13 protein-coding genes are annotated in these 12,744 nt (G+C 69.8%); 5 read left to right on the top strand and 8 right to left on the bottom strand.

Annotated elements, in window-relative coordinates; translation table 11 throughout:
• Positions 1 to 86: 86 nt before the first annotated feature.
• Positions 87 to 1,139 (bottom strand): LacI family DNA-binding transcriptional regulator, encoded by a 1,053-nt coding sequence (locus tag U870_RS0118215; RefSeq protein WP_025158807.1) that lies wholly within the window; start codon positions 1,137 to 1,139, stop codon positions 87 to 89.
• Between the two features lie 85 nt (positions 1,140 to 1,224).
• On the opposite strand from U870_RS0118215, the gene U870_RS0118220 reads away from it, so the two are divergent.
• Positions 1,225 to 1,452, top strand: coding sequence for a hypothetical protein (locus U870_RS0118220; RefSeq protein ID WP_025158808.1), 228 nt, complete (start codon positions 1,225 to 1,227; stop codon positions 1,450 to 1,452).
• A 15-nt stretch (positions 1,453 to 1,467) separates the two neighbouring features.
• Positions 1,468 to 2,040, top strand: a complete 573-nt coding sequence (locus tag U870_RS0118225; protein WP_052357821.1) for a hypothetical protein — start codon at positions 1,468 to 1,470, stop codon at positions 2,038 to 2,040.
• A 134-nt stretch (positions 2,041 to 2,174) separates the two neighbouring features.
• Here U870_RS0118225 and U870_RS0118230 read toward each other — a convergent pair whose 3' ends face one another.
• A complete protein-coding gene (locus U870_RS0118230; RefSeq protein ID WP_025158810.1) occupies positions 2,175 to 2,783 on the bottom strand; it encodes a GNAT family N-acetyltransferase in 609 nt (202 codons plus the stop codon).
• A 17-nt stretch (positions 2,784 to 2,800) separates the two neighbouring features.
• On the opposite strand from U870_RS0118230, the gene U870_RS0118235 reads away from it, so the two are divergent.
• A complete protein-coding gene (locus U870_RS0118235; RefSeq protein WP_025158811.1) occupies positions 2,801 to 3,616 on the top strand; it encodes an AraC family transcriptional regulator in 816 nt (271 codons plus the stop codon).
• Complete coding sequence (locus U870_RS0118240; protein WP_025158812.1) at positions 3,613 to 4,443, top strand: aminoglycoside phosphotransferase family protein; 831 nt, start codon at positions 3,613 to 3,615, stop codon at positions 4,441 to 4,443. Before U870_RS0118235 ends, U870_RS0118240 begins: the two co-directional genes overlap by 4 nt.
• Positions 4,444 to 4,446: 3 nt before the next feature.
• Here U870_RS0118240 and U870_RS0118245 read toward each other — a convergent pair whose 3' ends face one another.
• Genes U870_RS0118245 through U870_RS0118255 form a run of 3 tightly spaced genes read right to left on the bottom strand, consistent with a single transcriptional unit; the run spans position 4,447 to position 7,541 of the window.
• Positions 4,447 to 5,343, bottom strand: coding sequence for a carbohydrate ABC transporter permease (locus tag U870_RS0118245; RefSeq protein WP_025158813.1), 897 nt, complete (start codon positions 5,341 to 5,343; stop codon positions 4,447 to 4,449).
• Positions 5,340 to 6,293, bottom strand: coding sequence for a carbohydrate ABC transporter permease (locus U870_RS0118250; protein WP_025158814.1), 954 nt, complete (start codon positions 6,291 to 6,293; stop codon positions 5,340 to 5,342). The genes U870_RS0118245 and U870_RS0118250 overlap by 4 nt, the downstream gene beginning before the upstream one ends.
• A gap of 6 nt (positions 6,294 to 6,299) precedes the next feature.
• Positions 6,300 to 7,541: an extracellular solute-binding protein gene (locus tag U870_RS0118255; RefSeq protein WP_025158815.1), complete on the bottom strand. Its 1,242-nt coding sequence runs from the start codon at positions 7,539 to 7,541 to the stop codon at positions 6,300 to 6,302.
• A 371-nt stretch (positions 7,542 to 7,912) separates the two neighbouring features.
• Between U870_RS0118255 and U870_RS0118260 the strand changes: the two genes are divergently transcribed.
• Positions 7,913 to 8,698: a DeoR/GlpR family DNA-binding transcription regulator gene (locus U870_RS0118260; RefSeq protein WP_025158816.1), complete on the top strand. Its 786-nt coding sequence runs from the start codon at positions 7,913 to 7,915 to the stop codon at positions 8,696 to 8,698.
• Positions 8,699 to 8,721: 23 nt separating this feature from the next.
• On the opposite strand, the gene U870_RS0118265 is transcribed toward U870_RS0118260, so the two are convergent.
• The 3 genes from U870_RS0118265 to U870_RS0118275 form a co-directional block, all read right to left on the bottom strand.
• Complete coding sequence (locus U870_RS0118265; protein WP_025158817.1) at positions 8,722 to 10,608, bottom strand: helicase HerA-like domain-containing protein; 1,887 nt, start codon at positions 10,606 to 10,608, stop codon at positions 8,722 to 8,724.
• Positions 10,609 to 10,641: 33 nt separating this feature from the next.
• Positions 10,642 to 11,913 carry a saccharopine dehydrogenase family protein gene (locus U870_RS0118270; protein WP_025158818.1) on the bottom strand — a complete coding sequence of 424 codons (1,272 nt, stop codon included), beginning with the start codon at positions 11,911 to 11,913 and terminating at the stop codon, positions 10,642 to 10,644.
• A gap of 97 nt (positions 11,914 to 12,010) precedes the next feature.
• Positions 12,011 to 12,712 carry a phosphatase PAP2 family protein gene (locus U870_RS0118275; RefSeq protein WP_025158819.1) on the bottom strand — a complete coding sequence of 234 codons (702 nt, stop codon included), beginning with the start codon at positions 12,710 to 12,712 and terminating at the stop codon, positions 12,011 to 12,013.
• Positions 12,713 to 12,744: the final 32 nt, after the last annotated feature.

Below are 12,744 nucleotides of genomic sequence, written 5' to 3' on the forward strand. Positions count from 1 at the left end.
TCGGGTTTACAACGCTGCAATTCCAACGTTGTAGAAGCGATTGTACAAAGCGCGCGCGCCTGACGTCAACGTCGGTTTCGCGACGCTCAGACGGCGGACGTGACCGGGGCCTCCGCGTCGGCGCGCGCGGCTCCCGGCGCCGACTCGCGCGCCACCAGTGTCGCGGGGACGTCGAAGAGCCGAGGTCCCGTCCCGGCGGGCACACGACCGGCGATCCGCTCGACCAGGGCCTCCACCGCGATCTCGGCGACGCGGCCGCGGTTGGGGTCGACCGTCGACAGGCTCGGCATCGCGAACTGCGACTCGGTCACGTTGTCGTACCCGATCACCGCGACGTCCTCGGGGACGACCACGTGATGCTGCGCCAGCGTGCGCAGAGCGCCGAGTGCCAGCTCGTCGTTCAGCGCGAAGACCGCATCGAACGGGACCCGACGGTTCAGCAGCTCCTGCATCGCCTCCGCGCCGTCGCGGCGATGCCACCCCTCCCGAGCCACCACGAGCGCCGGATCGAAGGGGATGCCGGCGTGGTCGAGTGCCTGACGATGGCCCCGCAGGCGCAGTGCCGCCGAACCGACCCGCTCTCCCTCGTGAACGCCGAGCACTGCGATGCGCCGCCGTCCGCCGTCGATCAGGTGACGGGTGGCCAGGGCGGCGCCCTCGACGTTCTGGATGACGACATGGTCGGTCGGGCCGTCGAAGATCCGCTCTCCGAGCAGGACGAGCGGATACGAGACGTCGAGCACGTCCCCATCGTCGAACGAGAGGCCGAGCGGGGAGAACAACAGCCCGTCCATCATCGCCGTGCGGGACCCGGTGAGCAGGGCAACCTCCGCTTCCCGCGCCCCGCCGGTCTGCTCGATGAGGACGACATAGTCGCGGGCACGCGCCGCCTCGAGCACCGCGTCGGCGAGTTCGGCGAAGTAGCTGAACCGGAGTTCGGGGACGGCGAGCCCGATCACGCCCGTTCGACCGGCTCGCAGCTGGCGGGCGGCGAGGTTCGGCTGATAGCCGAGCTCCGCGATCGCGGCCTGCACTTTCTCACGGGTCGACGGGCGCACGAACTCGAAGTCGTTCACAACGTTAGAAACGGTCTTGACGGAAACCCCTGCCAAGGCCGCGACATCCCGAAGCGTCGCCACCTCTCACCCCTCTTCGATCTGCAGACATCCTATTCACACCATGTCGTTCCCAGCGGAACGCCGAGCTGCGGTTGGATGGAGCACGATGACCTCGACGATGTTCTCCCAGCTGTGCGCGACCGTGGTGATCGGGGCGATCACCCTGCTCGTCGGGCGCTCGATGCACGATGCCGGCACGGTGATCGTCTTCGCCGTCGGGGTGCTCGCGACCATCCTCAGCGCGTTCCGGGTGCGGAGCATCCGCGCCCGCGAACGCGCCAGGAAAGCGGGCCGTGTCCCCCAAAATGCCGCTACCGGAGACGATGAGCCATAAGTCATGCTCAGTCCGATGACAGATCAACGGGAACTCGGACAGGAGACGGGTGTGACGCGCGAGACGGTGCTGCGCCCGCATCGGCACCTGTTCACACGGGGTGTCGTCGCCATCCTGGCGCTCACGACCCCGGTGTTCGCCGTGCTCTACTGGCTGGCCATCCCCACCGGCGGCTGGCCGCTGGTCCTCATCGCGCACCTGCTCGTCGTCGCGGCGACCATCCTCTGCGTCTACTCGTTCCTCAGCGTCACGATCACCCTGGGCGCCGACGGCGTGCGCGAGCGCGGGTTCTTCGGCCGCGTCGTGCAGGTGCGGCCCGGCGACGTCGGCTCGGTCGTGCTCGTCCAGCTCTATGAGAGCAGCACGCTCGACACCCTCCCGCAGCTCTTCATCACCGGGCAGGACGGTCAGCTGCTCATCCGTATGCGCGGGCAGTTCTGGTCGCTCGAGGACATGGAGCGCGTCGTGGAGGAGCTCGACATCCCCGTCACCCGCCCGCAGGACTCGATGACGCTGGCCCAGCTGCGGCGCAGTTCGCCCGAGCTGCTCTACTGGTTCGAGCGCCTTCCGTCCCTCGTCGGGCGCTGACCTCCCGCTCTCCACAGCCCTCCCCGCGGTGCCGCGTCGAGCGGGCGCGACTCGCCCTCTCCCGGCGTGAGAGGGCGCGGAAAAGGGCGCGTCCCGACCGTTCGCCGCCTCTGGCCGGGGAGGAGGGAATGGGGTCAGAGGGAGGCCGTGGTGGGGATCGCGAGGGCGGGGGCGCCGGGAGTGCTCGACGGCAGTTCCCGGAAGCCGAGCCGCTCGTAGAACGCGCGCGCGCCGTGATTCGAGGGCGACATGGTCAGGTACACCCCGGGGACGCCGCGCTCGCGCAACGCGGCGAGCAGCGTGCGGATCAGCGCACGGCCGAACCCCTGGCCCTGCAGCTCCGGGAGCAGATCGATGTGCAGGTGCGCCGGGTAGCGGTCGACCTCGGGCACGATCGCCTCGCGCACGTCCAGCCCGAAGCCGATGGCCTGGCGCTCCGCGGCATCCCGCGCCCGCTCGATCGGGTACTTCGCGCGGAATCCGGGCAGCCATTCCGCCTCGTACCATTCGGCGAAGGCGAGGCTGTCCGCGACCGCGATCACGTAGCCCGCCACGTGGTCGCCGGTGTCGACGACGAAGGCGAGGTCGGGCTGGTACGCGAGGTACGGGCCCGCGAACACATCGGGGAGCAGGTCGTCGGTGGAATAGAGGCCGGTCGCGTCCTGCCCGCTCGCCCCCGTCCGCACGCAGATCGCATACACGTCGTCGCGGTCGGCGGGCTGGACGGGACGGATCGAGTTCACCGTGAAAGTATGGCAGCGTGACTCCGCAGACGGCCGCCGTGCCACGCAGCAAGGGGCTGCTGACCCGCACCGCGGACGCCCCCGTGCGGATCGAGCGCGTCTTCCCCGGCGACACCGCCGGCGCCTTCGCCCGGCACTACTGGCTGCCGCGCTGGGAAGTGGCGGACGACCAGGTGCTTCGGCCCCAGGTGCTCGAGTACCCCACCGCGAACCTGGTGATCGAACCCGCCGACGCTCTGCTCCACCGGGCTCAGCGCGGTCTGAGCGGCCGCACGCTGCGCGGCTCGGGATGGGCGTTCGGGGTGCTCCTGCGCCCGGGCGTCGCGCGCGGCTGGACCGCGGCCTCCCTCCGCACGCTCCCGGCCGCCGTCCCCGCCTCCGAGCTCGCCGTCGACGGGCTGGCCCGGCTGCTGCCCCGGGTGCGTCGCGCGATGGCGGCCGGCGACGACGGCGCGGCGGTGACCGCCGTGGAGGACTGGCTGGGTCGCCTCCCGCCACCCGGCGACGACGCGCGCCTCGTCGATGCGATCGTCGCGGCCGTGGAGGGGGATCGCGAGCTGCGACGGGTGGAGGATCTCGCCGCCCGCTTCGGCCTCGGCGTGCGGCATCTGCAGCGGCTGATCGCCGGGCACATCGGCTTCGGCCCCAAGTGGCTCATCCAGCGCTACCGGCTGCAGGAGGCGGCGGCCGCTCTGCGATCGGCCGAGCCTCCCGCGCTCGCGGACCTCGCGATCGAGCTCGGCTACGCCGACCAGGCGCACTTCGGCCGCGAGTTCCGGGCCGTGATCGGCACGACACCGGGAGCCTACGCGGCACGGGAGGGCGAGCGATGAGCAATGTGCTGCTCGCCCGCTGGCGCGAGCGCTGGGAGCTGACGCCGGACGGCGAACCGTTCCTGACCCCGTCGAGCGCCCTGCAGGCGGTAAGCCGGAACGGCCGCGCCGCGTTCCTCAAGTGCGCCCTGGTCGACGAGGAGGCCGCCGGCGCGCACGTGCTCCGCTGGTGGGCCGGCGCGGCGGCGGCCGTACTGGAGTTCGGGGACGACGGGGAGGCCGTGGTGCTGGAACGGGCGGAGGGCCCACGCTCCCTCGCCGAGCTGGCACGATCGGGCCCGTCGGGGGACGACGACGCCACGCGCATCCTGTGCCGCGCGGGCCGTCGGTTGCACGCGGCGGGGAGCGGCGACCGACCGGCGGGGCTGCATCCGCTCGACGAGTGGTTCCGCGAGCTGTTCCTGCACGCCGGCGACCGCCCGCACGACCACGACGGGCTCTACGCCGCGGCCGCCGCCGAGGCGCGCGCACTGCTCGCGCACCCGGCCGGGGACGTCGTGCTCCACGGCGACCTGCACCACGGCAACGTCCTCGACTTCGGCGCGCGCGGCTGGCTGGCGATCGATCCGAAGCCGGTGCACGGCGACCCGGCGTTCGACCTGCTCAACATCCTGTGCAACCCCGACGCCGACGTCGCACTCCGCCCCGGCCGGCTGGAGCGCACGGCCGGTGTGATCGCGACGGAGTCGGGCCTCGACGAGCGGACCCTCCTGCGCTGGGCCCTCGCCTGGGCCGGCCTCTCGGCGGCGTGGAGCGAGCGCAGCGGGGAGGACGCGCCCGTCGCGATCGGCGTCGGGCGTCGCGTGCAGGCGCTTCTCGCGCGCTGACCCTCACTTGACGCTGCCGGCGGTGAGCCCTCCGACCAGGCGCTTCTCGATCAGCGCGAAGAGCACGACGACGGGGATCACCGCCACGACGGAGACCGCGAACACGTACTGCCAGGCGGCGTCGTACTGGCCGACGAACTTGGTCAGCGCCACCGAGAGGGGCTGGTTCGCATCCGTCGACAGGATCACCAGGCTCGCGGCGAACTCGTTCCAGGAGGCGACGAAAGTGTAGATGATCGCCGTCACGATGCCGGGCCACACCAGCGGCAGCTGGACGCGGAGCAGCACCGTCCACTTGCCCGCCCCGTCGAGCTGGGCGGCCTCGTCGACCTCCTTGGGTATCCCGGCGAAGAAGGTATGCATGATCCAGATGGCGAACGCGATGTTGAACGCCGCGTTGATGAGGATCATCGCCAGCCACGTGTCGTTGAGGCCGAGCGCGACCATCTCCTTGAACAGACCGGTCGCCAGGACCGTGGGCTGTAGCATCTGCGTCACGATCACCAGGAACAGGAACACCCCGCGGCCAGGGAACCGGAAGCGCGCCGTGTAGTACGCGGCGGGCACGCAGACCACCAGCACGAGCAGTGTCGCGAACACCGAGATCACGATCGTGGAGATGAGGTTCAGCGGGAGCGGCGTCTCCGGCGTCGACCACATCGTGAGGTAGTTCTCGGGATGCCACTGGTCGGGCAGGTAGGTCGGCGGCACCTGCAGGATGTTGTTCCGCGACTTGAACGAGCCGACCAGCATGATCAGGTAGGGCGCGATGAAGACGACGGCGATGACGATCCCGGCGAGCGTCTTGCCGACGGTCCGTCCCGGGGAGCCCGAGAGGCGGGACCGGCGGCGGCGCGCCGGCGGAGTCCCCGCGACGAGGGTCGGGGCGGGCGCGGTCATGCGACCTCCTTCATCGGCTTCACGATCCACAGGTACAGCGCGACGACGACCAGCACGATCAGGAAGTTGATCACGCTGAGCGCGCTCGACAGGTCGATGCGCTGCTCGTTCTGCAACAGCTTGAACACGTACGTCGTGGTCGTGTCGGCCTTGTACCCGGGGATGGAGCCCGTCATCAGCTTGAGGATCGGGAGCGAGTTGAACACGTTGATGATGTTGATGAGCGTCGCCAGCGCGATCGCGTTGCGCAGGTTCGGCAGGGTCACGCCGAAGTAGGAGCGGAAGGCGCTCGCGCCGTCCACCTTCGCCGCCTCCAGCATGTCGCTCGGGATCCCGGCGAGCCCCGCGAGGATCGTGTAGGTCGTGAACGGCAGCGATACGAAGACCGCGATGCCGATCGACGACAGGAACGCCGGCACCGGCTCCTTCGTGAAGCCGAACGGCTCGGCGAGCAGATGGATGTCGACGAGGAACTTGTTGATGATCCCGTAGAAGGGGTCGAGACCATACACGAACACGGTCGTCGTCATCACGACGCTCGCCGCCCACGGGACGATGATCGCCATCCGCACCCAGCGCCGGCCCGGGAAGTTCTTGTCCAGGAACTGGGCGAGCGCGAGCCCGATCAGCACCGTGATCGCGACGACGGCGACGACCCAGACGAAGGTGTTCAGGAGGATGCCGGGGAGCTCCGGCCGCGAGAGCACCGTGAAGTAGTTCTGCAGTCCCACGGAGCCGTGGTCCACACCGGCGAGGGAGATCTTCCGTGTCGAGTTGTAGATCATGTACCCCGCGGGGAACAGGACGACGCCGAAGATCAGCAGGAGCGCAGGCAGCGTCCACGGCACGGCGTGGAGCAGGTCGGAGCCACCGGAGCGCTTCGGTGGTGCCCCGCGGAGGGGGCGGCGGGAGGCCGCCCCCTCGCGAGTCGACTCAACGGTGCTGGTCATCCGGGATTACTGGCCGTCGGCCTTGGCCTGGATGGACTTCAGCAGGTCGGCCGGCGCCGCGCCCTGACCGAGCTGACCGATCTGGCTCTGGATCGCGCCCTGCGCGGCCGACCAGTTCGGGTTGGTCGACGGGTAGAACTTCGCGTCCGGCAGCAGGTCGAGGAACGGCTTGATGGTCTCGTCCGAGCCCATCTCCTTCGCACCAGACTTGGTCGTCGGCAGGAAGCCCTCCGCGCCCACCCACTTGGTGTAGACGGCCGGCGAGTAGAAGTAGTCCAGGAACTTCGTGATCGCGGCCTTCTTGTCGGTCTTGTTCTTGAAGGCCATCAGGTGGTCCGCGACGCCCAGCGTGAAGGAGGATCCGTCCTTGGTCGGGATCGGCGCGATCCCGTAGTTGAGCGACGGGTTCTTGTCCTTGATCTGCCCGACCGTCGGCGGGAGGCCGACCTGCATGCCCAGCTGTCCCTGGATGAACACGTTGAGCAGCGGCGTGCGGTTGGTCGAGCCCGGGTTGGGCTCGGTGTACCCCTGGTCGATGATCTTCTGCATCTCCGTGGCGCCCTCGACGTTCTCCGGGCTGTCGATCGTCAGCTTCTTGGCGTCGCCGTAGCCCCCGCCCGCTCCGTAGAACCAGAGCGCGGTCTCCGCCTGCGCCTCCTCGCTGCCGAGCGGCATGCCGTACGGCGTGACCCCGGCCGCCTTGAGCTTGCCGGCGTCCTCCTCGAACTCGGCCCACGTCTTCGGCGGAGCGGATATCCCGGCCTTGGCGAAGTCGTCCTTGTTGTAGAACAACGCGCGAGCGGACGCGATGAACGGGAGCCCGTACTGCGTGCCGTCGATGCTCGCATTCTTCTTGAACGCGTCCTGGAAGTCGTCGAGCGTGGAGGCGGAGACGATGTCCTTGGCGGGGTAGAGCAGGTCGTCCGCCGCGAATCCGGCGAAGGCGTCGATGTTCAGGATGTCGGGTTGCTTCTGCGCCTGGATGCGCGTCTTGATGACGTTGTTGATGTCGGTCCAGGACTCGACGTCGAGGTTGACCTTGATGTCGCTGTTCTTGGCCTCGAAGTCCTTGATGATCTGCTCCCATTCGGCCTTCGTATTGTCCGAATAGCTCGCCACCATCAGGTCGAGTGTCTGCGCTCCTCCGGACGAGCCTCCGGACCCGCCGCTGAAACCGCAGGAGGCGAGCGTCATGGTGGCGACGGCGGCGGTCGCGACGGCCGCTCCCCACCGGAATGACTTCTTCATTGACTTCCCCACTTCTCGAAGAAAACACGTGCCGATCTAGCTGAGGTGCCTGCGCGTCAATGCGGAGCCGTTGGTGCTTATTGACGTGTTCCCATGGGAAACAAGCACTTTCACTCAATGGATGTTCGGAATACTGCCCCCTCACGAGAGGTGCGTCAAGCATCGAGCTTGAAACTCGCTGATCGAATCTGATCTCTAGACATCAGGATCGATCATGCGGAATCATGATGGGAGACGTTCGCCCACCCCGGGGCACAGGACAGGAGCGGCCCGTGACACGCTCTCCCAGCATCGGAGCACACCCGGAGGACGACGCGCTCGGGTCGGCGGGTCCACTCCGACAGGTCGAAGGGAGCCGAGAGCGCACGCCGATGAGCAGAGCGCAACGGCTCGGCGCCGTGCTCGACCTCCTGGCCGAGACGGGTCAGGTCGAGGTGGAGGACATCGTCACGACCCTCAACGTCTCGGCCGCGACGGCCCGCCGCGACCTGGACGCCCTCGCCTCGCAGCAGATGCTCACCCGCACCCGCGGTGGTGCGATCGGCCAGTCCGTCGCCTACGACCTCCCGCTGCGCTACAAGCACGACCAGCACGCCCCGCAGAAGCTGCGCATCGCGCAGGCGGCGAGCACCCTCGTCCCCCGGGGCGCCGTCGTCGGTCTCTCCGGGGGCACCACGTCGACGGCGATCGCGACGGCGCTGGCCTCGCGCGCCGACCTGCTGGAGCCGTCCCCCTACCCGAACCTCACCGTGGTCACCAACGCGATCAACATCGCCGCGCAGCTCGTCATCCGCCCGCAGATCAAGATCGTCGTGACCGGAGGCGTCGTCCACTCGCGTTCGTACGAGCTGATCGGCCCCTACACCGATGCCGTGCTCGAGAAGATCACCATGGACGTCGCCTTCATCGCGGTGAACGGCATCGACCCGGTCATCGGGGCGACGGTGCACGACGAGGGCGAGGCGAGCGTCAACTCCCTCATGGCGCGGCGTGCGACCCGGGCCGTGTTCGTCGCCGACTCGTCGAAGATCGGCCGCACGACGTTCGCCACCGTGGCCGGACCGGCGGCCCTGACCACCCTCATCACCGATACCGGCATCACGGACGAGCAACGGACCGCGTTCATCGAACGCGGGTACGAGATCATCGTCGTCTGAGACGACGCCCGCGCGCTCAGCGGCTAGCGACGCCGGCGCGTGCCGAAGATGCCCTCGACGACCCCCGTCAGGATGTCGCGGGTAGCCTTCGAGCCGAGGACCTGCTCCAGCACGTTCGGCGCGGGCGTGCTGGCGGTGCGACGGGAGGTGGTGCGCGGCGCCGTGCCCTTCAGGATGCGTTCGTACTCCTTCTGCGCCGCCGCCTGCGCCTTCGCATCGGCCTTCGCCTGAGCGGCCGCCGTCTTCTCTGCCTCCTTCGCGGCGACCTGCGCGGCCTCGGCCTGCGCCTGCGCCTGCTCGGCGACCGCGGCCGCGGAGGCTGCGGCGTCCAGCTTGCGGGCCAGCTGCTCGCGTGCCGAGTCGCGGTCGATCGGCGTGCCGTACGTCGCCTGCAACGGGGACGCGGCGACGGCGGCCTCCACCTGCGCGTCCGGGGCGGGCGACATCGAACCCTGCGGAGCGCGGAGCCGGGTCCAGGCGACCGGGCTCGGGGCGCCTTTCTCGTTCATGACGGTCACGATCGCCTCGCCCGTCCCGAGCGACTGCAGCACCTCCGCCAGGTCGTAGCCCGACTTCGGGTACGTCGACACCGTCGCCTTCAGCGCCTTGGCGTCGTCGGGTGTGAACGCCCGCAGCTGGTGCTGCACCCGCGAGCCCAGCTGCGCGAGCACGTCGCTCGGGACGTCCTTCGGGGTCTGCGTGACGAAGAAGATCCCGACACCCTTCGACCGGATGAGCCGCACGGTCTGCGTGATCGAGGCGAGGAAGTCCTTCGACGCGTCCCGGAACAGCAGGTGCGCCTCGTCGAAGAAGAACACGAGCTTCGGCTTGTCGAGGTCACCCACCTCGGGGAGGTCGTTGAAGAGGTCCGCCAGCAGCCACATCAGGAACGTGGAGAAGACGGCGGGCTTGTCCTGGACCCCCGGCACCTCCAGCAGGCTGACCACGCCGGTGCCATCGGCCGCGACGCGCAGGAACTCGGCGGTGTCGATCTCCGGTTCGCCGAAGAACGCCTCCGCCCCCTGATCGGCGAACCCGATGAGCTCGCGCAGGATGACCCCGACCGTGGCGCTGGAGAGCCCGCCCAGCCCGGAGAGCTCGGCCTTGCCGTCGTCGCTGGTCAGATAGGTCAGCACGGCCCGGAGGTCGGCGAGGTCGAGCAGGGGGAGGCCCGCCTGATCGGCGTAGTGGAACACCAGGCCGAGGCTCGACTCCTGGGTGTCGTTCAGGCCGAGCACCTTCGAGAGCAGCAACGGCCCGAACCCGGCGACGGTGGCACGGATCGGCACGCCGCGGCCGACACCGCCGAGGGAGAAGAACTCCGTGGTGGCCGCCCGCGGCGTCCAGTCCTGGCCGATGCCGCGGGTGCGCTCCAGCAGCTTGTCGCTGGACTCCCCCGGCACCGAGATGCCGGAGAGATCGCCCTTGATGTCGGCTGCGAAGACCGGAACGCCCGCCGCGGCGAGCTGCTCGGCGAGCACTTGCAGCGTCTTGGTCTTGCCGGTTCCGGTCGCTCCCGCGACCAGGCCGTGCCGGTTCGTCATGGCGAGCGGGATCCGCACGGGAACGTCCGCGAGCGGGGAGCCGTTGACGAGCGCGCCGAGCTCGAGAGCGGGCGCGTCGAAGGCGTAGCCGTCGCGGACGGCGGCCACCGCTTCGACGGAGAGCGGGCCGGCGGCGGGCGTCGGGGGCACGGGAGCCGCGGATACGGGAGCCGCAGGTGCGGCCGGCTGCGCTGCTGCGGCCTGCGCGGCCGCCTCCGCCTCTGCGGCCGGCTCCGCTTCCGCTGCCCGCTGGGCTTCTGCCGCTGCCGCGGCAGCGGCCGCCGCCTCCTGCGCCTTGCGCAGCGCCTCCTCCGCCTCGGCCTGCAGCTTCGCGGCGGTCTCCGCCAGCGCGTCAGCGTCGCTCATGCGGCTCAGCCTAGTGACGGCGCGCGTCGCCGCCTAGCGTGCTTCGCGCATCCCCCACCGCTGCCCGTAGCCGCCCTCGTGCTCCGGCCGCTCCATCAGCTCGAGGAAGGGGCGGGCGGGGAAGGCCTCTGGACCGAGCACGCCGCTGCCGCTCCACGTGCCGTTCGCCAGCAGCTCCAGGGCGATCACCGGGTTGAGCGCGGTCTGCCAGACGACGCACTGAGCGTCGTACTCGCGCATCGTCCACTCGTTGTCGCTGACGTGGTACAGGTACACCTCACGGGGTGCGCCGTCGACGCCGATGCCGGTCACGTTCACCCCCGCACAGGTCTTGCCCGTCATGAGCGGGCCGATCGTCGCCGGGTCAGGCAGTGCGGCGGCCACCACATCGCGCGGCGCGACCTCCACCGGGCCACCGGCACTGCGCACACGGACGGGCGTCGTGGAATCGAGGCCGAGGAGGTGCAGGGTCTTCAGGACCGCGATGAACTCCTCCCCCAGGCCGTACTTGAACGTCACGCGCTTCGCATCGAGCCAGCGCGGCATCAGGAGCACCTCCTCGTGCTCCACGTTCACGCACTCGACCGGACCGATGCCCTCGGGGAAGTCGAAGACCTCCGGTTCGCTGAACGGCGCCGTCGTGAACCAGCCGGAGTCCTTCTCGAAGACCACGGGCGGGTTGAGGCACTCCTCGATGGTGGTCCAGATCGAGAAGGAGGGGGCGAAGATCTCGTTCCCCGCCTCGTCGCGCACCACGAGGTTCGCGCCATCGCGGGTGCCGAGCTCGTCGATCGACGAGAACAGTTCGTCCGAGGCGTAGCGCGCGAACACGTCCGAGAGCCCCGGCTCCACCCCCATCCCGACCAGCGCCAACCGGCCGGCGGCCTCCCAGTCGCCGCGCAGGGCGAACTGGTCGTCGCCGAGCTTGACCCCGGTCTTCTCGTACGGGTCGGTGGGATGGGGCTCCGACAGGCTCATGGCCATGTCCAGGTAGTCGGCGCCCGCAGCGAAGGCCCCGGCGAAGATGGTCGGCACGAACTTCGGCTCGACCGCGTTCATCACATGGGTCGCGCGGTGCTCGCGCGCCACGGCCTCCACCGAGTCGGGATCGGAGGCGTCGATCGCGGCCGTGCGGAAACGGGACGCGACGTGGTCGCCGTGCCGGTCGCGGATCCACGCGACCGTGCGCTCGGCGCGGGAGACGTCGTAGTCGCTCACCGTGATCGAATCGTAGAACGAGCGGCGCGCGGCGATCTTGGCGATGGCGTCGCCGACGCCGCCGGCGCCGACCAGCAGAATCCTCATGGCCGCCACAGTACCGCCCGGGTCGGCCTCACGCGCCTGCGAAGTTCACGACGTTGCGGTCATTCGGCGCGAATGGGCGCCACGACGTGAACCTCGGCTACGGGGTGGGCGTGCGCGACGCGCGGGAGAGGACGAATGGGTGCGGGAGGGTGCGCTCGCGGGCGAGACGGTAGGCCAGCGGGGCCCACACGATCACGGCGACGGCAGCCCCCAGCAGCAGGCCGCCGATGGTGTCGCTCATCCAGTGCGCGCCGAGGTAGGTCCGGCTGACCGCCATGAGCAGCGCCCACGCGGCGCCCAGACACCACACCCACACCCGCGGGAAGAGGATGGCGAGCACGACGACCATCGTCGCCGCATTCGCCGTATGCCCCGAGGGGAATGAACCGGGATCGGCGTTCACCAGGATCTCGGAGGGCCGTGCCCGGCCGACCGTGTGCTTCAGCACCTGCACAAGCACCACGGACAGGATGCTCGCCACCGCGAAGAACAACGCGCCCCACGGCCTGCGGAAGGCGAGAAGCAGCAGGACGATGACGACGGGGATGACGACCGAGCCGACGATGCCCCCGCCCGCGTAGTTGAAGAAGAGGGCCGGCCCCAGCCAGAACGGGGAGCGGTGCTCGACGATCTCCTGCATCCACTCGAGGTCGAGGGCGAACGGCTCCGTGGGACGGAACGCGATGATCGCCCCCAGGCCGAGCACGAGCAGCACGGCCACCGAGGCCGAGATCAGCGGCCAGCGGCGGCTGACCCGGGCCGCCTGCCGCAGGGTTCCCGATCGGTCGTCCACATCCATCGCCCCACCGTACCCGGGCGGACCTCCGCGAG

The organism is Leifsonia aquatica H1aii (genome assembly GCF_000633535.1).
Taxonomy (GTDB): Bacteria; Actinomycetota; Actinomycetes; order Actinomycetales; family Microbacteriaceae; genus Leifsonia; species Leifsonia aquatica_A.